This window comes from Micromonospora sp. U21, assembly GCF_018070045.1.
In the GTDB taxonomy this organism is placed as follows: Bacteria; Actinomycetota; Actinomycetes; order Mycobacteriales; family Micromonosporaceae; genus Micromonospora.
This window is the reverse complement of the sequence record NZ_JAGPYK010000038.1, coordinates 25,111-47,334: the sequence shown is the minus strand read 5'-3', so window position 1 is coordinate 47,334 and position 22,224 is coordinate 25,111. Positions and strand designations below refer to the sequence as shown.

General features: G+C 71.8%; 18 protein-coding genes. 6 read left to right on the top strand and 12 right to left on the bottom strand.

Features of this window, described 5'->3' with window-relative positions; translation table 11 throughout:
- Positions 1 to 210 precede the first annotated feature (210 nt).
- The 5 genes from pulA to KBX63_RS30805 form a co-directional block, all read right to left on the bottom strand.
- Positions 211 to 5,706: a pullulanase-type alpha-1,6-glucosidase gene (gene pulA / locus KBX63_RS30825; protein WP_210917338.1), complete on the bottom strand. Its 5,496-nt coding sequence runs from the start codon at positions 5,704 to 5,706 to the stop codon at positions 211 to 213.
- Between the two features lie 144 nt (positions 5,707 to 5,850).
- Positions 5,851 to 6,546 carry a cellulose binding domain-containing protein gene (locus KBX63_RS30820; RefSeq protein ID WP_247663685.1) on the bottom strand — a complete coding sequence of 232 codons (696 nt, stop codon included), beginning with the start codon at positions 6,544 to 6,546 and terminating at the stop codon, positions 5,851 to 5,853.
- Positions 6,547 to 6,646: 100 nt separating this feature from the next.
- Complete coding sequence (locus KBX63_RS30815) at positions 6,647 to 7,345, bottom strand: hypothetical protein (protein ID WP_210917337.1); 699 nt, start codon at positions 7,343 to 7,345, stop codon at positions 6,647 to 6,649.
- A gap of 126 nt (positions 7,346 to 7,471) precedes the next feature.
- Entirely contained in the window at positions 7,472 to 7,861 is a 390-nt protein-coding gene (locus KBX63_RS30810) for a hypothetical protein (RefSeq protein WP_210917361.1), read from the bottom strand.
- Between the two features lie 36 nt (positions 7,862 to 7,897).
- Entirely contained in the window at positions 7,898 to 8,581 is a 684-nt protein-coding gene (locus tag KBX63_RS30805) for a hypothetical protein (RefSeq protein ID WP_210917336.1), read from the bottom strand.
- 19 nt (positions 8,582 to 8,600) lie between these two features.
- Here KBX63_RS30805 and KBX63_RS30800 point away from each other — a divergent pair, with 19 nt between their 5' ends.
- From KBX63_RS30800 to KBX63_RS30790, 3 genes are all read left to right on the top strand, one after another.
- On the top strand, positions 8,601 to 8,789 hold the full coding sequence (locus tag KBX63_RS30800) for a hypothetical protein (RefSeq protein ID WP_121654968.1): 189 nt from the start codon (positions 8,601 to 8,603) through the stop codon (positions 8,787 to 8,789).
- A 74-nt stretch (positions 8,790 to 8,863) separates the two neighbouring features.
- Entirely contained in the window at positions 8,864 to 9,586 is a 723-nt protein-coding gene (locus KBX63_RS30795) for a dienelactone hydrolase family protein (protein ID WP_210917334.1), read from the top strand.
- Between the two features lie 1,064 nt (positions 9,587 to 10,650).
- Positions 10,651 to 11,310, top strand: coding sequence for a C39 family peptidase (locus KBX63_RS30790; protein ID WP_210917333.1), 660 nt, complete (start codon positions 10,651 to 10,653; stop codon positions 11,308 to 11,310).
- Between the two features lie 83 nt (positions 11,311 to 11,393).
- Here KBX63_RS30790 and KBX63_RS30785 read toward each other — a convergent pair whose 3' ends face one another.
- Entirely contained in the window at positions 11,394 to 12,050 is a 657-nt protein-coding gene (locus KBX63_RS30785; protein WP_210917332.1) for a DedA family protein, read from the bottom strand.
- Positions 12,051 to 12,246: 196 nt separating this feature from the next.
- Between KBX63_RS30785 and KBX63_RS30780 the strand changes: the two genes are divergently transcribed.
- A complete protein-coding gene (locus tag KBX63_RS30780; RefSeq protein ID WP_210917331.1) occupies positions 12,247 to 15,099 on the top strand; it encodes an aconitate hydratase in 2,853 nt (950 codons plus the stop codon).
- 87 nt (positions 15,100 to 15,186) lie between these two features.
- Here the strand turns inward: KBX63_RS30780 and KBX63_RS35690 are convergent, their stop codons facing one another.
- Positions 15,187 to 15,630, bottom strand: coding sequence for a hypothetical protein (locus KBX63_RS35690; RefSeq protein ID WP_247663684.1), 444 nt, complete (start codon positions 15,628 to 15,630; stop codon positions 15,187 to 15,189).
- Positions 15,631 to 15,744: 114 nt separating this feature from the next.
- Between KBX63_RS35690 and KBX63_RS30770 the strand changes: the two genes are divergently transcribed.
- Both KBX63_RS30770 and KBX63_RS30765 read left to right on the top strand, forming a co-directional pair.
- Positions 15,745 to 16,512, top strand: coding sequence for a DUF5753 domain-containing protein (locus KBX63_RS30770; RefSeq protein WP_210917358.1), 768 nt, complete (start codon positions 15,745 to 15,747; stop codon positions 16,510 to 16,512).
- The gene (locus tag KBX63_RS30765; protein ID WP_210917330.1) at positions 16,503 to 16,691 is read left to right on the top strand and encodes a DUF397 domain-containing protein; all 189 of its coding nucleotides are present in this window, start codon (positions 16,503 to 16,505) and stop codon (positions 16,689 to 16,691) included. Before KBX63_RS30770 ends, KBX63_RS30765 begins: the two co-directional genes overlap by 10 nt.
- 28 nt (positions 16,692 to 16,719) lie before the next feature.
- Here the strand turns inward: KBX63_RS30765 and KBX63_RS30760 are convergent, their stop codons facing one another.
- The 5 genes from KBX63_RS30760 to KBX63_RS30740 form a co-directional block, all read right to left on the bottom strand.
- Complete coding sequence (locus KBX63_RS30760) at positions 16,720 to 17,949, bottom strand: RNA polymerase sigma factor (protein ID WP_210917356.1); 1,230 nt, start codon at positions 17,947 to 17,949, stop codon at positions 16,720 to 16,722.
- A gap of 84 nt (positions 17,950 to 18,033) precedes the next feature.
- Positions 18,034 to 18,645: an ATP/GTP-binding protein gene (locus tag KBX63_RS30755; RefSeq protein WP_210917329.1), complete on the bottom strand. Its 612-nt coding sequence runs from the start codon at positions 18,643 to 18,645 to the stop codon at positions 18,034 to 18,036.
- Positions 18,626 to 19,012 carry a DUF742 domain-containing protein gene (locus tag KBX63_RS30750; protein ID WP_210917327.1) on the bottom strand — a complete coding sequence of 129 codons (387 nt, stop codon included), beginning with the start codon at positions 19,010 to 19,012 and terminating at the stop codon, positions 18,626 to 18,628. Before KBX63_RS30750 ends, KBX63_RS30755 begins: the two co-directional genes overlap by 20 nt.
- A 5-nt stretch (positions 19,013 to 19,017) precedes the next feature.
- Complete coding sequence (locus KBX63_RS30745) at positions 19,018 to 19,440, bottom strand: roadblock/LC7 domain-containing protein (protein WP_074312735.1); 423 nt, start codon at positions 19,438 to 19,440, stop codon at positions 19,018 to 19,020.
- A 90-nt stretch (positions 19,441 to 19,530) separates the two neighbouring features.
- Positions 19,531 to 22,146: a nitrate- and nitrite sensing domain-containing protein gene (locus KBX63_RS30740; protein ID WP_210917324.1), complete on the bottom strand. Its 2,616-nt coding sequence runs from the start codon at positions 22,144 to 22,146 to the stop codon at positions 19,531 to 19,533.
- Between the last annotated feature and the right edge of the window lie 78 nt (positions 22,147 to 22,224).

Sequence of the window (22,224 nt, the reverse complement as noted above, 5' to 3'; positions counted from 1 at the left end):
TATGACGAACGTTAGGCGGATTCATGCCGAACAAGAGGACTTTCCAGGTTTCGTAACATCTAGGACGTGAGATGCAGTAATTGGCTGATTCAGATCCTCTGCGGCGTAAGGACCGGTCTGTTCCGCCCTGCGTCCGTTGCGGTAAGGATCGGCTGACGCAGAAGGGCCGGCCCCCTCCGCGAGAGCGGAGGGGGCCAGCCCGCGTTCGGGTCAGCGCTGCACGAAGACCGCCACGCTGCGTGCCGGCACGTGGAACGTGCCGCTCGCCGCGTCGAACGACGCCGTCCGCAGCACCGGGTCGGCCGAGTCCACCAGCACCGGGTGCAGCGCCACGTCCGCCCCGCGCAGACCGGTCAGCGTCTGCTTCGCCGCCGCCGGCGTGCCGTTGAAGATGACGGTGACAGACTTCCACGTCCCGCCCAGCCCACGGGCGTTCAGGGTCATCGTCAACACGCCCGGGGTCTCCTGCGCCCCGGACAGCGGGAACGCCACCCGCTGCTGCACCTGCTCGGCGGTGCTCAGCCCGAACACCGGCGAGGACGCCCGGATGCGCAGCAGCTCGGCGTACCGGGCTTCGGTGGTTTCGATCGCCGTGCAGTCCGGCACCAGCGCCGGGTCGGCCAGCAGCGGCTTCGCGTACGGCCACTTGTCCTCGTTGTCCTGCGCCGGCGGCAGGCCGGCACCGAACCCGTTGCCACCCTCGCAGCCCCAACGGATCTGGTTGAACCAGTCACCGGAGTTGTACGAGTTGCGGTCCAGCGACTTCGACCGCAGCCGCTCGGTGCCGGCGGTGACGAACCCGGTGCCCTGACCCAGCACCACCGTGCCCAACGCCAGCACCTGCATCCGGGCACGGTCCAACGCGGCGGTGTCCTGCGGCAGCTTGTATGCCAGGGCGTCGTACAGGATCTCGTTGTCGTGCGCGTCGACGTAGGTGACCGCCTCCCCCGGCGCGGCGGTGTAGCCGGCCGGCGAGCCGTTGTAGTCCACCTGCGCCCCGGTGACGTGCCGCCCGGCGGAGTCGGTGAACCGGTACCCACGCAGGTTGCCGGTGAGCCCCACCTTGATCAGGTCATGGGCGTGCAGCAGGCGGGCCTTCTGCTCCGCCGGTGACCCGTTGACCGGATCACCGTTCGGGTCGCTGTAGAGCCCGGAGGCGAAGCCCTGCGCCCGAGGGTTGGCGTCGAACGGCCCCCCGCCGCGCACCGCGTCGCGCAGCCGGTCGTTGAAGGTGCCGATACCGGTGCCGGCCATGTTGGCCTGGGTGGCCTGCACGAACCGGGCGTCGTTGGCGACCTCGCCGAAGTTCCAGCCCTCGCCGTAGAGCAGGATCGACCTGCCGTCCACCCCGTCGCGGGCCACGGTCAGCCGGTCCAGCGCCCTGCGCACGGCCAGGATGTTCGCCTTCGGGTGGTGACCCATCAGGTCGAACCGGAAACCGTCCACCTTGTACTGCCGGGCCCAGGTGACCAGCGAGTCGACCACCAGCTTGCCCATCATGGCGTGCTCCGGCGCCGTGTTGGCGCAGCAGGTGGAGTTGGCCACCGTGCCGTCCTCCAGCAGCCGCTGGTAGTAGCCGGGCACCACCTGGTCGAGCACCGACTTCGCGTCGGCGCCGGCCGCCGAGGTGTGGTTGTACACCACGTCCATGACCACCCGCAGGCCGGCGTCGTTCACCCCGGCCACCATCCGCCGGAACTCGGTGGTCCGCGCCGCGCCGGCCGGGTCGACCGCGTAGCCGCCCTCCGGCACGGTGTAGTGCAGCGGGTCGTAGCCCCAGTTGTAGCCGTCGGATTCGGCGACCGCCGCCACGCATTTCTGCTGCTCCTGGGAATCCGGCGGCAGCGCCGCCAGGTCACAGCCCGGCCGGCGCTGGTCGGCCCGCTTCTCGGGGATGGTCGCGAAGTCGAACGCCGGCAGCAGGTGCAGGTGGGTGACGCCGGCGTCGCCGAGCGCCCTGAGGTGGGTCATCCCGGCGGTCTTCGGATCCGTGAAGGCGAGGAACGTGCCCCGCCGCTCGGCCGGCACGGTCTCGTCGGCGATCGAGAAGTCCCGCACCGACAGCTCGGACACCTGCGCCTTCGCCGCCGGCACCGGGGCCGGCTTGCGCAGCGTCCGCCAGCCCGCCGGGGCCAACGCCGGGTCGTTCAGGTCGACCAGTTGGCTGTGCGTCGAGTCGGCCGCCAGGGCCACCGAGTACGGGTCGGTCACCGAGGCGGTGACCATCCGCTGCGCCGCCGGCTGCCACGCCTGCACCTGGTACCGGTAGTACTTCCCGGTCCAGGCGTGGCTACCGCGTGCCGACCAGACGCCGGTGCGGTCGTCGCGACGCATCGGCACCGTCGTGGGCTGCGCGGTGGGCGAGTCGAACAGTTGCAGCGCCACCGTCCGGGCGGTCGGCGCCCAGAGCGCCAGGCTCGGCGTGCGGCCGGCGAAGGTCGGCCCAAGGGTGGCCCGGGTGGCCCGGGAGTACACGTCGTCGAGCACGCCGGGGATCTGCACGCCGGTGGCGGCGAGCAGGGCACCCTCGGCGTCGCGCTCGGTGACGAGCACCTGCCCGCGCAGCGCCGCCGGCACCTTGGCCAGATCACCCCGGTCCAGGTTGAAGCCGCGGTACGACCACAGGTGCGGGAACGCGGCGCGCTGGGCCTCGGTGAGCCCGTTACGCTGCGCCCGCAGCGGCAGCGTGGTGTACGTCCCGGTCAGCTCCCCGTCGGCCACCCCGACCCCGCCGGTCGGCGCGGTGACCAGCGCGTACGTCCGGCCGTCGGTCGGGCCGGTCTGCCAAGCCACGGTGGACCGGTCGATCCAGTGCGCCTTCTGCTTCGCGATGTCGGTGTCCCGGCCGGCACCGGTCGCGGTCGAGGGCAGCAGCCGGCCCGGGGTGGCGGCGAGCAGCCACACCTCCCGGCCCGCGCTGGCGAAGTCGAGCCGCTGGTCGTCCGGCAGGTCCTTGGTGTCGCCCTGGTGGATGATGTAGTTCAGCCCGGTCGCCCCGGCAGCCAGCGGCACCCGGAACACCGCCCCGAATGCGTCGATCGAGGTCGGCTCGAACGGGGCGGACCACTCGGTCGGGTTGGCGGCACCGTCCCACAGGTGCAGGCCCCAGCCGGCGTAGTCACCGTCGGCCCTCCGGTAGTGGATCACCGCGGTGCCGTCCTCGACCGGCGGATCGGGTTCACCGGTGGCCGCCTGCCGGGTCGGATAGATCGCCGGATCGCCCTGCTTGAGCCAGACCTCGCCGGTCTGCGTGACGTCGATGCTGCGATCCGCGCCGACATCCTTGGTGCCGTTCCTGTCGACCACCAGGAAGCTCACCGACTTCGCGCCCGGCTTGAGCTTCACCCAGGCGAACCGGCCGTAGGAGTCCTCCCCGGCGAACGGCTGCCCCTTCGGCCACTCGGTGACGTACGCCGGGTCGATGTCACCCCAGGCGTACAGCCCCCAGTCGTCGTACCCGCCGGCGGGGCGCTGGTAGTGCACCACCGCCCACTCCCGGGACCCGCCCTGCTCCGGCGTGCCGACGACGGCGGTGGACCGGGCGGTCGCGGTGCGGCCCCGCCCGTCGCGGACCACCGCCTTGTACTCCACCGGCGTCCCGCCGGCCAGCCCGGTCAGGTCGTGCTGCACGGTGTACGGAGCGTGGTCGGCGCTGCCCAGCAGCGTCCACCGGCCACCGGCGACCCTGGCCGCCACGGTCACGGTGGCCAGCGGGTCACCGGTCACCTGGGCGGTGACCGCGGCCCGGGTGGCCACCGGCGCGTCCGGCGCGGGGGCGGTGATGGTGATGGTCGGTTTGCCGGCGGGCTGCGCGACGGGCGTGCCGGCCCGGTGCGCCACCGCCGACAGCGGCGGCACGGTCAGGGTCAGCTTGCCGTCGGCGCCCGCGGTGGCGGTGCTGGTCGAACCGTAGATGCCGGTGAAGGTGGCGCCGGCCGACCAGGTGTCCACGGTGACAGTCTGCGCGGTGTCGGCGTTGTTCACCGCCACCACGTACTCGGTGCGGTCGACGGAGGCGATCCGGGAGGCGGCGAAGACGCCCGGGCCGTCGGCGGCGTACCGGGTGACCTGCACGCCGTCGCGCAGCGCCGGATGCGCCTGGCGCAGCCTGCCCAGCTCGGCGATGGTCCGGTACAGCGGGTGGGCGGCGTCGAACTGGTCACTGGCGTGGGTGCGGTCCGTGCCGAGCAGGTCGTCGTCGAGGTAGTCGGCGACCCTCGAGGCGAACATGTCCTGCCGGGCGTCCTTGTCCCCACCGGGGCCGGTGAAGCCCTGCTCGTCGCCGGAGTAGACCACTGGCTGGCCCCGGGTGAGGAACATCAGCTGGTGGGCGAGCTGGTCGCGGCGCAGGTGGCTGGCCGGGTCGCTGCCCCCGCCGGCGATGAACGAGCCGATCCGGCCCATGTCGTGGTTGCCGAGGAAGGTGGTGAGCCGGCCCGCGTCGGTGTCCCGGGCGGCGTAGAGGTCGTCGCGGGCGTACACGTCGGCGAGCGCCTTCGCCGAGCCGGCACCGGCGGTGTAGCCCTGCGCGGCCTCCTGGAATGCGAAGTCGAGAGTGGCGGGCAGGCCACCCTGCCGGACGTAGCTGGAGCTGATCTCCGGGTCGGCGCTGTACACCTCGCCGAACATGAAGAAGTCCTTCTTGCCCGCCTTCTCGGCCGCCCGCTCGATGCCCCGGCTGAACTGCGGCCAGAAGTCCATGTTGACGTGCTTGACGGTGTCCAGCCGGAAGCCGTCGACGCCGGTCGCGCCGATCCAGTCCCCGTACGCCTTGGTCAGGCCCTCGACCACCTCGGGGCGCTCGGTCCACAGGTCGTCGAGACCGAAGAAGTCGCCGTACTCGCTGTTCTCGCCGGCGAAGGTGGAGTCACCCCGGTTGTGGTACATGGTCGCGTCGTTCAGCCAGGCCGGGACCTTGACGGTGGCGTCCTTCGGCTCGGCGAAGGTCGGGGTGTACGGGAACGATGCCTGGTTCACCCGCGGGAAGGCGCGGGTGCCGTCGGCGTAGTTGCGGTCCTCGAACGCCCGCCCCTGCGCGTCGGTGTACGGCGAGGTCGCCTTGTCCACGTACGCGTACTTGTCCTCGGCGTACCTGATGACGTCGGCGGTGTGGTTGACGATGACATCGAGGTAGATCTTGATGCCCCGCTGGTGGGCGAGCTTGACCAGCCGCTTCATCTCCTCGTTCGTGCCGAAGTGCGGGTCGACCTGGGTGAAGTCGGTGATCCAGTAGCCGTGGTAGCCGGCCGAGACGTCGTCACCGGCGCCCTGCACCGGCCGGTTCTTGAAGATCGGGGCGAGCCAGATGGCCGTGGTGCCCATCCCCTGGATGTAGTCCAGCTTGTCGATGACGCCCTTCAGGTCGCCGCCGTGGTAGAAGCCCTTGTCGGTGGGGTCGAGCCCGGTACGCAGCCGGTCACCGGCGAGGCCGCCCCGGTCGTTACGGGGATCGCCGTTGGCGAACCGGTCCGGCAGGACGAAGTAGAACTGCTCGGCGCGAGCGCTGTCGCTGCCCGCCTTCAGCAGCTGCTCTGCGGTGGGCTCGCCGCGCCACTGGACCGCGCCGGCGGCAGCGAGGGGGTCGGTGCCGGAGGGCCGGGGGTCCGCAGCGGCTGGACGCACCGCGACCGGACTGCCGACGAGGGTGAGGGTGAGCAGGGAGACGAGGGCGAGCAGGGCGGTACGCGGTGACGGCGGGGGTTTCATCGACGGCCTTCCTCTGGTCGTGATTGGCCGCACGCTAACCCTTGCCGAAACAATCTGCAATACCTTGCAAACAAAGTCGTAACAGAGCAACCGCCTTGCGGAAGCACCGCTCACCAGCCGCCGCTCCACCAGCGACCGTCCAGGTCAGAACCCGGTGCAGCGCACCCCGTCGACCGTGCACGCCTGCGGGCTCGTCGGTGCCCGCTCCAGGTGGAACCGCAACGTCGCCGACCCGCCGGCCGGCACATCCACCCCACTGGCGTACGTGAAGCCGCCGTCGGTCTGCCGCACCGTCCCCTGTGGCACGCCCTCCACCCACGCGGTCACGAATCGCCCACCGCCGAACTCCAACCGCACCGTCCAGCCCCGGTCCTCACCGGCCTGGTTGACGATCAGCACCTCGCCGATGAAACCCCCGTCGAAGCTCTGCACCACCCGGTACCGGCCACTCACCGCGGGCGCGCCCTGCGGTGGCCGGGTCGCCGGCCTGCTCGTCGCCGGCCCACCCGTCCGGCCCGCCGTCGACGCGCGCGACCCGGCCGGCGCGCTCGGCGACAGTCCACTCGCGCGCGGGGACAGTCCGGGCCGCAACGGCGGCGCCGACGGTCTCGGGGGCGTCGGCGTCGAGACGGTGGGCGGGACCGGGCCCTGCGGCAGCGGCAACGCCGGTGGCAGCGCCGCCGCGTCGTCCGGCGCCGGACTACGTCCCCGATACGCGCCCAGGGCCATGAAGAGCAGGACCACCATCACCACGACGCCGGCGAACACTACGATCCAGGGCGACGACGCGACAGCGGCCGGACCACGGGACGGTCGCGGGGCGCGACGCATGCCGGACATGTACCTCCCTCAGCGGGCCGTCCGGGCAGCGTAGCCACCGACGGTCAGACCCGGAAGCTCCGGCGGCGGCACCGCACGGTCCGCCGAACCGGGCACCAGGTCAACCGAGCTGGCAGTCGACCCCGTTGACCGTGCACCGCTCCGGCCGCTCCCCCGAGTCGTCCCAGCCGAGCCGCAGCCGCAGCGTCCGGGTGTCACCAGGGGCCAGCGCACCCGTACCGCGCAGCACGAAATCGCCGTCCCCGCGCGCCGACACCGAAACCCCGGAGTCACCGCTGACCCGCAGCCCCCGCACGTCGTCGTCGAATGCCAGCTCCACCCGCCAGTCCAGCGCCCCACCCGACTCGTTCGTGACCGACAGCACCGCCTCGTCCCCGTCCCACCCATCCGTTCCGACCTGGTACCGGGCGGTGACCGTCCCGTCCGCCGGGCCCAGCGGCACCGCCGGCGCCGCCGGGGCGCTCGTCCGGCTCGGAGCCGGCGAGCTGGTGCTGACCCGCGGCGACGGCGTCCGGCTGCTGCGCGACGGCCGCGGCGACGGCGTGCGTCGCTCCGCCCCGGTCGGCGTCGGCGTCGGCGTCGCCGTGGCCGTGGTCGACGCGGCGGCCGGCACGGTCGGCAGGAACACCGGCGGCGCAGCCTGCGACGTGGCCTCCCGCTCCCGGGTACGGAACGACAGCAGCGCGACCACCAACAACACCACCAGCGCGCAGACGCCGAGCAGCACCACGATCCACGGCACCGACGCCAGCACCCGGGCCGCCCGCGCACCCTCCGCACCGTCCGCCCGCACCGCCATCAGGTCTCCCCTCGTCCACGCCGACGCGCCAGCGTAGCCAGCACCGGCCAGACCGGAAACCGGGTGGGTACGGATCGGACCGACCAGCCAACCCGGAGCGGAAAACGGCTCGGTCGCGCCGGTTGGTCAGGCCGTCCGGACGACCGTGGAGATGACCGGCCCCTCACCGGTGGTGCGCAGCAGGTAGCTGTACCGCTCCCCCGGCACCGCGTGCCCCCGACTGTCCAGGAACTCCCACTCCACCGCCACCATGGTCAGCAGCGCGGACATCGGCCGCACGTCCTCGATCCGGGCGTGCGCCGCTACCAGCTCCCGGTCCTGGTAGTCGGGTGCGGCGCCCACGAAGGACAGCGCCACCGCCGCCGGCGAGTTGAACGAGAAGCTGTAGGTGTCGGCCACCACCAACCCGGGCAGGGCGTAACAGCTGGCGATGGCCGGCAGGTCGCCGGAGGTCAACGCCACGCCGTACCGGTCGAAGAAGTCGGTCAGCGCGTCGAGATCCGTGGAGGCGTTCACGGTCCAGAAATTGCCGGTCACCGGGCCGGTCAAACCTCAGCGCGGCGGAACCTGGACCTCGATCTCCGCGCCCAGCCGGGCGTCGGCGGCCAGCCCCAGGTCGTCCCCACTCCAGAACCGCCCCGGGTCGTACCAGTTCGGTCGCCGGCCGGCGGGCAGCAGCCCCATCGCCTCGTAGGTCACCGCCACAACCTCGGCGCAGTACGCCGTTTCCAACGCCCGGTCCCGGGCCACCGCCGACCCACCCGTCGACGAGGCCGGAGTCGACCGCGGCGCCGACCGGCCGGGTCGCGGCAACGCCGGCACCCGACCACGCACCCACCGCCAGGCCAACTGCGCGGTGGACGGGAACGGCGTGCCGTCCAGCCGCGCGATCGTCCGCAGCACCGCCCGTTCCATCTCCCCGTCCGCCGGTGGATCGAGCTGCCGCAGCCAGGCCCGCTGGCCGTACCGGTTGGCCCAGACGCAGACCGCGTCCCGCAGGTCGTGCAGCTGCACACCGCGCTGGTGGGCGCCGGACCACAGATCCGGCAGCGACCGGCCCAGCTCCGCGTGCCACATCAGCGGCGGCATGTCGTCCAGCACCACCGCCATGCCCACATGGTTGACCGGACTGTTGGTGGTGATCTGGATCGCCCGGTCCGGCACGCTGCGACCCCGGAACACCCACACGTCGCCGGTGCGGGTCAACTCGACGGCCTCGTCCAGGCTGATGCTCATGAGGGTCTAGCCTAGGCCGATGCGGCAACGAATGCGGTGGTGGAAGGTCCTCGGGTTGGCCGGCCTCGCCGGCGTCGCGGCCACCGGTGTGGTGATCGCGCGGGCCGAACGACGTCGGCGCGCGTACACGCCGGAGGAGATCCGGCAGCGGCTGCTCGAACGGCACGCCCAGGCGAGCGACGCGGAGAAGCCCGCCGACCCGGCCTGACCACCCGCCTCGACGCTCCCCCGTGGACGGCCGACGGGGCAGCTGAGCAGGGCCATGATCGATATCATCCGGTCATGACGACGCCCGTCGCTCAGCGACCCTTCGTCCTGTCCACCCCCGCCGCGCCGGTCGAGCGGCACGGCAGCGTCGACCTGCACCTGCCCGCTGGCGCCGGTCCGGCCCCCGCCGTCGTGCTGGTGCACGGCGCCCCGCTGCCCCCGGGCGTCCCCGACCCCCGTGACTGGCTGCTGTACCGCGGCTACGGCGCGCTGCTCGCCGAGAGCGGCCTGGTCGCCGCGCTGATCAGCTACCAGGTGACCGAGCCGTCGGCGCTGCCCGCCACGGCCGACGACATCGCCGGGATGGTCGAGCAGGTCCGCGCCGACTCCCGGGTCGACCCCGACCGCGTGGTGCTCTGGTTCTTCTCCGGCGGGGGCCTGCTGTCGGCCGACTGGCTGCGCGCGGCGCCGCCGTGGCTACGCGGTATCGCGCTGACCTACCCGCTGCTCACCCCGCTGCCAGGGTGGCAGGTCGACGCGCGGTTCCTGCCCGTCGAGGCCCTCGACTCCGGTGCGGGCGTCCCGCTGGTGCTGACCAGGGCCGGGCGGGACATACCGCCGATCCTGGCCGGTATCGAGGAATTCCTCGCGGCGGCGACGACCCATCACCGGCCGGTACGGGTGATCGAGGTTTCGGACGGGCAGCACTCCTTCGACATCCTCGACCACATGCCGCAGTCCAAGGCGGCCGTCCTGGCCGCCCGTGACGCGGTCCTGGACCTCCTCGACGACACCTGATCCACACGCCCACGCGGTTTGGGTGCTCCCGCGCTCTCGCGTGCCCAAGCGCTCCACGTGCTGTGCGCGTGCCCCACGCTGGGCGCGTGCCCAGCGCCTGGTTTGCGCGCCCCACGCTCTCTACGTGCCCACGACGGTGGTCAAGATCTGCGCAACTTCTGGGAAAGTGCTGTTTCCCGATGCGTCGAGGCCACAGTTTCCCGGAAAGTGCGCGATTCGCACGCGCATCCCAGAGCAGCCTCGGCTCGGCCGCTGAGGTGTTGATCGACTCCGTATTGCCGACACGGGGGCATCCCTGCACCGGGATATCGCGACATCGCCGACACCGAGTCGATCACTTGACGAGGCGGGTCCGGGGCGAGGTCGACAGCAACGGTTATACCTCAGAGTCATATTTATGACTCTGAGGTATAACGCTCCCATGCAACTGTCCCGGTCGCTCGGGACGTGGTCCTCGACCACCTGGACGCCACCTGATCCACGCGACCGCGTCCGTTCGGGGTGCCCCGGGGCGCGGTGTGTGCCGAGTCGGGCGGCTGCCCGCCTGCGGCGCTGGGTCGAAATCTGCGCATCTTCCGGGAAGGTATGGTCTGGGCGAATCGGCCAGGCCATACCCTCCGAATGGGCGCGCGTCTTGGACCCGGTGGGTTCAGGACCCGGGGGTTGAATGTCCGGTTCGTGGTTGGCCTGGCAGGGCATGGATGTCCGGTTTCGGGTCGGGGTCTCGTGGTCGGGGCCACCCCGGGGGGTGGAATCGGGGCCCGGCCGGGGTGGTTATACCTGGCAGACCCGGGTGGTTATACCTGGCAGATCACCGTGCCCCGCCCGGTGCGGCAGCCGCTGGGAACACCCGCCGGCCCGTCGCGGTTACATCCCCCGGTAGCCGCCGAGCTTCCGGCAGCCTGTTGGGAACATGCCCCGGGCCGCCACGGTTACATCCCCCCGGACACCCGAGCAGGCCCCTCTTGGAGCCGCCGGGCAGACCCCCCCCCAGAACTTTTTTGTGCGGCGCACACCCCCTTGTGTGTGTCGCATGCACCCCTGATGCAGAGGAGCACGCCATCATGCGTACCGATCTGATTCGTAAGACCGCTCTGACCGCTGCTGGGCTCGCGTTCACCGGTGGCGCCATCGCCGGCCCCGTCACCGCCGCGTACGCCGCGTCGGACGCCAAGCCGACCACCCAGACCCAGTCGGACCGTAAGCCCGCCGGTGAGCGTCAGCTGGGTGTGCGTTACGAGGCGCAGCCGAACTTCTACTACTGCGGTCCCGCCGCGGCCCGTAACGCCCTGTCGGTGCAGGGCAAGGACATCAGCGTGGACGCCATGGCCAAGGAGATGGGCACCACCGAGGCCGGCACCAACTCGATCAACGACATCACCCCCGTGCTGAACAAGGAAACCGGCAGCAAGGACGCCTACCACAGCGTCGAGATCTCCAGCCCGAACGCTGACGGCAAGCAGACCGACAAGCTGCGCGGCGACATCGTCAAGACCGTCGACGACGGCCGGGCCGTGGTCGCGAACATCGCCGGCACCACCAGCGACACCGACGGTGCCGTGCACTCCTTCGAAGGCGGGCACTACATCAGCGTCGTGGGCTACCGCGACAACGGCAACATCGTGAAGATCGCCGACTCCGCCGATCCGAACACCGCCTCCTACGAAGTCACCGCCGAGCACCTCGCCGACTGGATCGCCACCCGCGGCTACGCCACCAGCTGACCCCCAAACACCAGCACCAGCACCAGCACCAACGACAAGGGCCGGACCCCCACCAGGGGCCCGGCCCTTTCGTCATGCCCGGGTCAGTGTTCGCTGCCCGCGCGGACCGGCTCGGTGTCCGGGGTGGGTTCGGTCGCCTCGAACCGGTGGGCCCGTCGGCGCAGCCACCACGTGCTGGCGAGACCGGCGAGCACCGCGAGGGCCAGCCCGGCCCAGGAGATGTCCTTGAGCCAGTGCTCGGCCGCGCGGCCCACAGTGAACAGCAGGTAGGTGGTGCCGAACGCCCAGACCAGCCCGCCGGCCGCGTTGGCCAACAGGAACCGCCGGTACGGCACGTGCAGTGCCCCGGCGAGCGGGCCGGCCAGGATCCGCAGCAGTGCCACGAACCGGCCGAAGAAGACGGCCCAGACGCCGTACCGGGCGAAGCTCTGTTCGGCGCGGGCGAGCTGCGCGGGGCCGAGATGTCGGGGGAAGCGCCGACCCAGCCGGGCCAGCATCGGGCGGCCACCGCGGCGGCCCACCGCGTACCCGACGGAGTCGCCGATGATCGCGCCGGTGGCCGCGGCGGTGGCGACCCACTCCGGTTCCACCACGCCGGTGGCGGCGAGCAGGGCGGAGCTGACCAGAACGATCTCGCCCGGCAGGGGGACGCCCATGCTCTCCACGCCGATCACCCCGGCGACGAGCAGGTAGACCGCGATCGGCGGCAGCGACACAAGCCAGTGCTGAACGTCGAACACCGTCGACCCCTTCCCCGTCCGGCCCCGAACCCTACCGGCGGCCGACCGGCCGGACCGGACCCGACGCCGGGTTGCGCAACTAGCAAGACGGACGTACGGTTTTGTTGAGAGCGGAAATCGGCGGTAAGTGTCACCTAACCTCGGCGGCACCCTGGCCGGTGCGACACACTGCTCAGGACTACTCACGGTCGCTGGTGTGAAGGAGTACGACGTGGCGAGCCTCGACACCTTCGGTGCGAAGACCCAGCTACGCGTCGGAGACGCGAGCTACGAGATTTTCAGGATCGACAAGGTGGACGGCCACGACCGGCTGCCGTACAGCCTGAAGATCCTGTTGGAGAACCTGCTGCGGACCGAGGACGGCGCGAACATCACCGCCGACCACATCCGCCAGCTCGGCGGGTGGGACTCCACCGCCGCCCCGAGCGTGGAAATCCAGTTCACCCCGGCACGGGTGCTGATGCAGGACTTCACCGGCGTGCCCTGCGTGGTCGACCTGGCCACCATGCGCGAGGCGGTGCGCGACCTGGGCGGCGACGCCACCAAGGTCAACCCCCTCGCCCCGGCCGAGCTGGTCATCGACCACTCCGTCATCGCCGACCTGTTCGGCCGCGCGGACGCCTTCGAGCGCAACGTCGAGCTGGAGTACGAGCGCAACAAGGAGCGCTACCAGTTCCTGCGCTGGGGCCAGACCGCGTTCAACGAGTTCAAGGTCGTCCCGCCGGGCACCGGCATCGTGCACCAGGTCAACATCGAGTACCTGGCCCGCACCATCATGGAGCGCAACGGCCAGGCGTACCCGGACACGGTGGTCGGCACCGACTCGCACACCACGATGGTCAACGGCCTGGGTGTGCTGGGCTGGGGCGTCGGCGGCATCGAGGCCGAGGCCGCGATGCTCGGCCAGCCGGTCAGCATGCTGATCCCCCGTGTGGTGGGCTTCAAGCTGCATGGCGAGATGCCGGCCGGCACCACCGCCACCGACCTGGTGCTGACCATCACCGAGATGCTGCGCAAGCACGGCGTGGTCGGCAAGTTCGTCGAGTTCTACGGCCCGGGCGTGAGCGCGGTGCCGCTGGCCAACCGGGCCACCATCGGCAACATGTCCCCCGAGTACGGCTCTACCGTGGCGATCTTCCCGATCGACGCCGAGACGGTCCGCTACCTGAAGCTGACCGGCCGGGACGACGCGCAGGTCGCGCTCGTCGAGGCGTACGCCAAGGAGCAGGGCCTCTGGCACGACCCGGACGCGGAGCCGGAGTACTCCGAGCGCCTGGAACTCGACCTGAGCACCATCGAGCCGTCGCTGGCCGGCCCGAAGCGCCCGCAGGACCGGGTGCCGCTGGGCAGTGCCAAGACGCTGTTCCGCTCGGCGCTGACCGACTACGTCGCCGACGACTCCGTCGGTGAGCGCGACCTCAAGCCGGGCGTGCCCCGTGAGGAACTGCCGCGCGGTGCCAACGGCCCGGCCGACGAGGCCAGCGCCGAGTCCTTCCCGGCCAGCGACCCGCCGGCCAACGAGTTCAGCGACCCGGCCGACGAGCCGCGCGACCTGGAGACCGCGGCCGTCGGCTCCGGCGGTCGGGCCACCGACCCGATCCGGGTCACCGGCGCCGACGGCGTCGAGTACGAGTTGGACCACGGCGCCGTCGTGATCGCCGCGATCACCTCCTGCACCAACACCTCCAACCCGCAGGTGATGATCGGCGCCGCACTGCTGGCCCGCAACGCGGTGGAGAAGGGCCTGAGCCGCAAGCCGTGGGTCAAGACCACGCTGGCGCCCGGTTCCAAGGTCGTCATGGACTACTACGAGCGGGCCGGCCTCACGCCGTACCTGGACAAGCTCGGCTTCAACCTGGTCGGCTACGGCTGCACCACCTGCATCGGCAACTCGGGCCCGCTGCCCGAGGAGGTCTCGGCGGCGGTCAACGAGAAGGACCTCGCCGTCGTCTCGGTGCTGTCCGGCAACCGCAACTTCGAGGGCCGGATCAACCCGGACGTCAAGATGAACTACCTGGCGTCCCCGCCTCTGGTGGTCGCGTACGCGCTCGCCGGCACGATGGACATCGACCTGGCCAACGAGCCGATCGGCGAGGACCGCGACGGCAACCCGGTCTTCCTGCGCGAGATCTGGCCGAACAGCGCCGAGATCCAGGACGTGATCGCGCAGGCGATCGGCGCGACCGGGTTCAGCGCCGCGTACGCCGACGTCTTCGCCGGCGACGAGCGCTGGCAGTCGCTGCCCACCCCCACCGGCGACACCTTCGCCTGGGCGGACGACTCCACCTACGTGCGCAAGCCCCCCTACTTCGAGGGCATGCAGCAGGAGCCGAGCCCGGTCACCGACATCGGTCCAGCTCGGGTGCTGGCCAAGCTGGGTGACTCGGTGACAACCGACCACATCTCGCCGGCCGGCTCGATCAAGCCGGACTCCCCTGCCGGTCAGTACCTCGCCGAGCACGGCGTGCCGCGGCACGAGTTCAACTCGTACGGTTCCCGCCGGGGCAACCACGAGGTGATGATCCGGGGCACCTTCGCCAACATCCGGCTGCGCAACCAGCTGGTCCCCGGGGTGGAGGGCGGTTTCACCGTCAACCACCTCACCGGCGAGCAGACCTCGATCTACGACGCCTCCACGGCCTACCAGGAGGCCGGCATCCCGCTGGTCATCCTGGCCGGCAAGGAGTACGGCTCGGGCTCGTCGCGGGACTGGGCGGCCAAGGGCACCATGCTGCTGGGCGTCCGCGCGGTCATCGCCGAGTCCTACGAGCGGATCCACCGCTCCAACCTCATCGGCATGGGCGTGCTGCCGCTGCAGTTCCCGGTGGACACCACCGCCGAGTCGCTCGGCCTCACCGGCACCGAGACGTTCACCTTCACCGGGGTGACCGCGCTCAACGACGGCGAGACTCCGCGCACCGTGCAGGTCAGCACCGACACCGGCGTGGAGTTCGACGCCGTGGTGCGGATCGACACCCCCGGTGAGGCGGACTACTACCGGCACGGCGGCATCCTGCAGTACGTGCTGCGCCGCATGATCGCCAACTGACGCCGTACACCTGAGAAGGGCCGCTTCCCGCGCTTGCGGGCAGCGGCCCTTCGCATGTCTCTGCCGGCGCTCCGCCGGGGTGAACGCTCAGCGCAGCCGCAGCGCGACCGCGCGGGCCTCCTCGTCGGTGAGCGGCAGGAACCAGAGGAAACGGCGGACGATGGCGACCGGATCGGGTCCGCCCGGCTGGCCGCGCAGGTCCCGGATCGCCCGGCGGGTGATCCGGGAGAACTCGGGGATCAGGGTCGCCCGGCGGGCGGCGTCCGTCGGGGTCGCTCGCAGCGCCGGGCAGGGCCAGTCCCGACCGCAGGCGTCGCACGTCCACAGCGGGCCGTCGGCGGTGTGCGCGGCCGACGGGCCGCACCGGGATCGCCAGCGTGATCCGGGTAGGACGTTCGCCGCGCGACCCGGGCCACGGTACGGAGGGTGTAGTGGCCCGGTCGGGCCGGTGATGTTCGCACGGGGCGAGGCCGGCCGGGCCGGTCGATTGCCTGGCCGATGTGGGCGGTTACCGGGCCTGTCCTCGGGCATTCTGTGCTCCCTCCTCAATGCTGTCCACACAGCACCCTGCCGAGGGTTGCCAAGCAATCACACCGCGTAGAAGTATTGCCTTCCGACGTCTGGAACGTTCTGGAGGGCCTGGAGATGAATCGAGCCGTACAGGCGGCGATGGCCGAGAGGGGCCACACAGCGGACAGTCTCGCTGCTCAGATTGGTGTCGATCCGAAGACGGCCGCGAAGTGGGCAAGCACGGGACGAATCCCGCAGACGCGTCATCGCGCGCGGGTCGCCGAGCTGCTCGGTCGGAACGTCGACGAGCTGTGGCCGGATGCGCTGAAGCGTCGGGCGCCGGCCTGGTTCCGACCCTGGGCCGAGATCGAGCGCGAGGCACTGTCGCTGCGGTCGTTTCAGCTCGCGTGGATACCGGGCCTCCTCCAGACCAAGGCGTACGCGCTGGCGACGCTGGTCGGCGAGGCGTTGACACCGGCCGAGGCCGACGATCTCGCCGAGGCGCGGCTGAGCCGGCAGGCCATCCTGCGACGGGAACGCCCGCCGCTGCTCGTCGCGGTCCTCGACGAAGGAGTCCTCCGGCGCACCCTCGACGGCGACCGGGCCATGATGCGGGAGCAGTGCGAGCGGCTGGTCGAGCTGGCCGCGCTGCCGACCGTGTCGCTGTTCGTGGTGCCCGCCGACGTCGGCATGTATCCGGGCCTCGGTGGGCCGTTCACCGTGGCCGAAATGCCGGACGGGGCGCGGGTCGCGCACGTCGACAGCCAGGCGCAAGCGCAGCTCATCGACAAGGCGGCCGACGTTGCTACGCTCGACCGACGGTGGGAACGCATTCGCGACGGAGCCCTGTCGCGTGCGCAGTCCCTCAATCTCCTCAGAGAAGCGGCAGCATCATGGACCTGACCGGCGCTCGGTGGCGCAAGAGCAGCAAGAGTGGCAACAACGGCGGCGATTGCGTCGAGGTGGCCGACAACCTCGCGGGCGTCATCGGCGTACGTGACTCCAAGGACCCGGCCGGTCCGACGCTCGCCTTCGACCCGGCGGCCTGGACCCGATTCCTGGTGTTGGCCAAGCGCGGCTGATCTCTCCCCCGCTGTCGAGCATGCCGCCCTACCGGGCGAGTTCGTCAGCCCGGTCGAGCAGCGCACGGCGCTCGGCGGTCGAGCCCACCGCCGCCGCCGCCTTCCGGAACAGTCCGGCGGCGCGCAGCGGGTTCCCCTGCCGAGCAACGAGGTCGGCCTCCACCGCCACGGCGAGCGGGTAGCCGTCCAGCCCGCCCCCGGCTCGCGCCGCGTCGAGCAGGACCAACCCGATGGCCGGCCCGTACGCGTAGCCGTGCGCGACCGCCCGGTTGAGCGCGATCACCGGCGAGGGCCGGATGTCGGCCAGCGCGTCGTAGGCCCGCGCGATCGTCGGCCAGTCGGTGGCCTCGACGGACGCGGCGGTGGCGTGGCAGGCCGCGATCCGGGCCTGCCACGCGTACGGCCCGTCGTGGCGTGCCCGGGCCAGTGCGGCGAGCCCCCCGGCGATCGCGGTGTGGTCCCACCGGCGGCGGTCCTGCCGGTCGAGCGTGAGCAGCTCACCGGCGGCATCGCGACGGGCGTCCCGGCGGGAGTGCTGGAACAGGAACAGCGCCAGCAGCGCGGCGACCTCGGACTGCTCCGGCATCAGCCGGTCGAGCAGCCGGGCCAGCCGGACCGCCTCGTCGGCGAAGGCCGGTTCGCCGTCGGCGACGTAGCCCCGGGTGAAGAGCAGGTACAGCACGGCGAGCACGCCGGGCAGCCGCTCGTTCAGCGCCGGCCCGCTCGGCACCCGGTACGGGATGCCCGCCTGCGCGATGCGGGTCCGGGCCCGGGTCAGCCGTCGGGTCATCGTCGACTCGCTGACCAGGAGGAGGCGGGCGATGGCGGCGGTGGGCACACCGCAGACGGTGCGCAGCGTCAACGCCACCCGGGCCTCGATCGCGAGCGCCGGGTGGCAGCACGTGAAGATCAGTCGCAGCCGGTCGTCCACCACGTCCTCCCCCACGCCGGGCCCGGGCTCCGCGTCGGCCGGCGTGAGCACCGCCAGGTCGTGCAGCTTGCGGCGCTCCACGGCGGCCCGGCGCAGCACGTCGACCGCCCGGTTGCGGGCCACCGTCATCAACCAGCCGCCCGGGTTGGCCGGCACGCCGTCGCCGGGCCAGCGCTCCAGGGCGACGGTCAGCGCCTCCTGCGCGCAGTCCTCGGCCAGCGCCCAGTCCCCGGTCACCCGGATCAGGGTCGCGACGATCCGCGCGTACGCCTCGGCGCCGGCGGCCGCGACGGCCTCCGCCGCCTCGGCCGCCCCCGCGCCGGTCACCCGGCCGGCGCTTCCGTGCCGCGCACCGGCCGGCGTTTCGCTAGGGGCCACCCGGTCAGGCCGGAAAATCTCGCCGGTTGTCGGTCAGTTCGCGCCGGCGGCGCGGCGCCGGGCCTCCCGGGTCTTCATGGCGTGCTCCATCAGCGTGACGAGCACCTCCTTGCTGGACTCGCGCTGGCGGGCGTCGCAGAGCAGCACCGGCACCCCCGGGTCCAGGTTCAGGGCGGCCTGCACCTCGTCGAGCCGGTACTGCCGGCTTCCCTCGAAGCAGTTCACCGCGACCACGAACGGGGTGCCCCGGCCCTCGAAGTAGTCGATCGACGGGAAGCAGTCGGCCAGCCGGCGGGTGTCCGCCAGCACCACCGCGCCGATCGCACCCAGCGCCAACTCGTCCCAGACGAACCAGAACCGGTCCTGCCCCGGCGTGCCGAACAGGTAGAGCACCAGGTCGTCACTGATGGTGATCCGTCCGAAGTCCATCGCCACGGTGGTGGTGGTCTTCTCCTCCACCCCGGACAGGTCGTCGATGCCGACCCCGGACTCGGTCAGCACCTCCTCGGTGCGCAACGGCCGGGTCTCGCTCACCGCGCCGACCATGGTGGTCTTGCCCACGCCGAAGCCACCGGCGACCAGGATCTTGATCGCGGTGGGCAGTGGGGTCGCTCCCGCCGGCCGGTCAGAGTGCCCGTAGTCCATTGATTACCGCCTCGAAGATGCTGTTGTCGGGAAGACCGGCCGTGGTCTGTGGCTCGCGGACCTGCACCAGGCTGCGGGCCGCCAGGTCGCCGAGGAGCACCCGGATGGTGCCCACCGGCAGGTCGAGATGGGCGGCGATCTCGGCGACGGACTGTATTCGTTGGCACAGTCCGACGATCGCCAGGTGCTCCGGACCGATGCCGACCTCCGGTGCGACGTCGGCTCGGGTCGCGGTGACCAGGGAGATCAGGTCGAACGTGCCGGTGACCGGACGGGCCCGCCCGCGCGTCATCGCGTACGGGCGGACCACCGGGCCCGCATGGTCATCCACCCACTGATGGTCCGCGGACTCTCCCTGCACCGTCATGCCCGCTACTTCTCGCCGGCCGGCTGGTCGGCGCCGCGGGATGGGGAGGCAACGTACTTGCCGACCCGGGTGACCAGCATCGCCATCTCGTAGGCGATCAGGCCGACATCGGCGTCCTCGCTGGCCAGCACCGCCAGGCAGGCGTTGCGCCCGGCCGCGGTGACGAACAGGAACGACGACTGCATCTCGATGATGGTCTGCTGCACCTGCCCGCCACCGAAGCGCTTGCCGGCGCCCCGGGCCAGGCTCTGGATACCGGCCGCCATCGCCGCTAGGTGCTCGCCGTCGTCCCGGCTCAGCCCCTGCGAGGAGGCCATCAACAGCCCGTCGGTGGAGAGCGCGACCGCATGCTCGGCCTGCTTCACCCGCCCAACAAGATCATCCAGCAACCACGTCAGGTCGGCACTCGAAGCCGTCTTCTGGGCCACTCGTCGTCCTCTTCTCCCCCGGCTGTTGTCGCCGTACTCGTCTGGGGCTGACCATCACGCCGCGCGGAAACCCGCATCACCGGCGCCCGGTCAGGTAGTGCGCGGGTCCTCGTCGGTCGGCTCGGGCGTCGCCGCCGGCGGGGCGCCGGAAGAACCGCCGAGCAGTCGTGCCGCGTCGGTCCGACCTCGCCGCGTGCCGCTCTGGTAGGAGCTCATCATCCGGCGCACCTGCTCCGGCGGGCGCGCCACGTCCTCCTCGTCGGTTTCCGTCGCCGCGGGGTCGTCGCGCAGCTCGGGCACGATGCTCGCCTGCCGGATTCGCACCGGCAGGCCCGAGTTCGTCCGGTCCGTCTCGGCCCGGGCGGGCAACGGCCCGCCGTCCGCGCCCGGCTCGCTGACGCCGGCGTTGTCCGTTGGTCCGACGCGGTCGACCGAGGGCAGGCCGGTGGGCACCGTCGGGCCCTCCAGGGCCGGCTGACCCAGGGCGCGCCGGGCCCGGCTGGGCAGCTCCGACGACCCGGTGGTCGGTGCCGTCCGCTGACGGGTGGGCAGGGAGGCGTCCACGTCTGTGCCGTCGGTCTGCGCCGTTGGGCTGGTGGCATCGGTCGGCACCGACGCGCCGGCCGGGACCGCCGCCGGGGCGGCCGGGGTCACCGGGTCCGGTACGTCCGGCGCCGTCGTACCCGCTGCCGTCGGTGGTGCGGCCAGCGCGAGGATGGCCGGGCGACCCCTGTCGGCGGCGCTCACGGGGCCGGCGGTCGGCGACGGGGGCAGCGGGATGGCCGGTGACCCGGCCCGCATCGCGCCGGAGTCCTCCGGGCCCGCGCCGTTCTCGGTGACCAGCTCCAGCGGGATCAGCACGACGGCGGTGGTGCCGCCGTACGCCGACTCCTTGAGCCGGACCCGCACGCCGTGCCGCTCGGTCAGCCGGCTCACCACGTAGAGGCCGAGGCGGGCGGCGTTGGCGAGGTTCAGCTCGGACCGGTCCACGATCCGGTGGTTCGCCGCGGCCAGGTCCTCCTCGCTCATGCCGAGGCCCCGGTCCTCGATCTCGATGGCGAACCCGTTGGCCACCAGCTGGCCACGAACCTCCACCGTGGTGTGTGGTGGTGAGAACGACAGGCCGTTCTCGATCAGCTCGGCGAGCAGGTGGATGATGTCGCCGACCGCGCGGCCGGCCAGCGAGACCGGCCCGAGCGGCAGCACGTTGACCCGGGTGTAGTCCTCCACCTCGGCCACCGCACCACGCACCACGTCGACCATCGGCACGTTGCGCCGCCAGGCCCGGCCCGGGGTGGAGCCGGAGAGCACGATCAGGTTTTCCGCGTTGCGCCGCATCCGGGTGGCCAGGTGGTCGACCCGGAACAGGTCCTCCAGCTCCTCCGCGTCCTGCTCGCGCCGCTCCATCGCGTCCAGCAGGGTGAGCTGGCGGTGCACCAGCGCCTGGGTGCGCCGGGCCAGGCTGAGGAAGACCTCGCGGACGTTGCGGCGCAGGTCGGCCTGCTCGACGGCGGTGCGCAGAGCGGTCTCCTGGACCGCGTTGAACGCCTTGCCGACCTGGCCGATCTCGTCGGTGCCGAACTCCAGCGGCGGCGCCTCCTTGGCGACGTCGACCTCCTCGCCGTGGCCGAGTCGCTCCACCACCCGCGGCAGCCGCTCGTCGGCGAGCTGCCAGGCGGCCTGACGCAGCCGTTCGAGCTGGCGCAGCAGGGTACGGGCCGTGGTGATCGAGATGATGACGGACGCGATGACGGCGAGCAGGCCCAGGCCGGTGGCGAGCACCAGCCGGACGACGACCATCACGGCGACGCCGGTGGCCCGGCCGACGATGCCCTCGCCGCCGGCGGCGACCGCCTCGTTGACCTCGGACAGCGCGGGCTCGACCGTGCCGCGCCACTGCTCGGCGCTGATCGGCAGCTGGGTCGCCGGCCGGCCCTCGCGGATGATGCTGGCCTGCACGGCGCGCAGTTGAGTGAACGCCTCGCCCTCGACGAGCTGCTGGTAGCGGCGCTGATCGGCGTCGGCGAGCCGGGCCCGGGTCTCCTCGCCGAGGAACCGCTCGGCGCCGACCAGGCTGACGTAGCGGGCGTACTCCGGCCCGCTCATCCGGCCGTTGCCGAACAGGCCGCTGAGCAGCGCGTCCTCCTGGGAGATCAGCTCCTTCATCCGGTTGAGCTGGATCAGGGCGGCCGCGTCGGCGGCGATCTCCTTGTCGTCCAGGCTGCCGGTGACGTCGTAGACCTGGAAGATCGACTCGATGGCGCCGGTGTAGGCGTCGGCGGCGGCGATCCGATCGATCCTGCGGCCCAGCACCTCGGCCCGGGTCTGCTCGAGTGCGCCGATCTGGGCGATCGAGGCGTCCAGCTGGGCGTCGAGCGCCGAGCTGCCGGCCACGTTGACCTGCCAGTTGCGAATCGAGCTGGCGAAGTCGGCCGCCAGCTGCGCGGTCTTGCGCTGCTCGGCCTCCAGCGCCGCCCGCTGCTCAGCGTCGGGGTTGCTCAGGTACGCCTGCGTCAACCGCCGCTCCAGCTGGAGCTCCTGGAGCAGCGGCTCGCTCGGCGTGTAGACCTTGCTGTTGAGCAACTGGACACCGAGCAGGTTGAAGCCGTCCCGCAGGGTGACCCATGCCGCGAACATCCAGAGCGCGACCAGGGACAGCAGCAGGGCGACAACCTTGGTGCGAATACTCGTACCGCGAGAACGCATTGAACCGTCCCAGGCTGGGCGTTGACTCAGCTCATCAACGGGTGATCATGGAGGGCGATGTCCCACCGCAGCGGGGCA

Coding starts and splice junctions, on each gene's coding strand:
- pulA (WP_210917338.1), bottom strand. CDS start 5,706: ATGAAACCCCCGCCGTCACCGCGTACCGCCCTGCTCGCCCTCGTCTCC.
- KBX63_RS30820 (WP_247663685.1), bottom strand. CDS start 6,546: ATGTCCGGCATGCGTCGCGCCCCGCGACCGTCCCGTGGTCCGGCCGCT.
- KBX63_RS30815 (WP_210917337.1), bottom strand. CDS start 7,345: ATGGCGGTGCGGGCGGACGGTGCGGAGGGTGCGCGGGCGGCCCGGGTG.
- KBX63_RS30805 (WP_210917336.1), bottom strand. CDS start 8,581: ATGAGCATCAGCCTGGACGAGGCCGTCGAGTTGACCCGCACCGGCGAC.
- KBX63_RS30800 (WP_121654968.1), top strand. CDS start 8,601: ATGCGGCAACGAATGCGGTGGTGGAAGGTCCTCGGGTTGGCCGGCCTC.
- KBX63_RS30795 (WP_210917334.1), top strand. CDS start 8,864: ATGACGACGCCCGTCGCTCAGCGACCCTTCGTCCTGTCCACCCCCGCC.
- KBX63_RS30790 (WP_210917333.1), top strand. CDS start 10,651: ATGCGTACCGATCTGATTCGTAAGACCGCTCTGACCGCTGCTGGGCTC.
- KBX63_RS35690 (WP_247663684.1), bottom strand. CDS start 15,630: ATGCCCGAGGACAGGCCCGGTAACCGCCCACATCGGCCAGGCAATCGA.
- KBX63_RS30770 (WP_210917358.1), top strand. CDS start 15,745: ATGAATCGAGCCGTACAGGCGGCGATGGCCGAGAGGGGCCACACAGCG.
- KBX63_RS30765 (WP_210917330.1), top strand. CDS start 16,503: ATGGACCTGACCGGCGCTCGGTGGCGCAAGAGCAGCAAGAGTGGCAAC.
- KBX63_RS30755 (WP_210917329.1), bottom strand. CDS start 18,645: ATGGACTACGGGCACTCTGACCGGCCGGCGGGAGCGACCCCACTGCCC.
- KBX63_RS30750 (WP_210917327.1), bottom strand. CDS start 19,012: ATGACGGTGCAGGGAGAGTCCGCGGACCATCAGTGGGTGGATGACCAT.
- KBX63_RS30740 (WP_210917324.1), bottom strand. CDS start 22,146: ATGCGTTCTCGCGGTACGAGTATTCGCACCAAGGTTGTCGCCCTGCTG.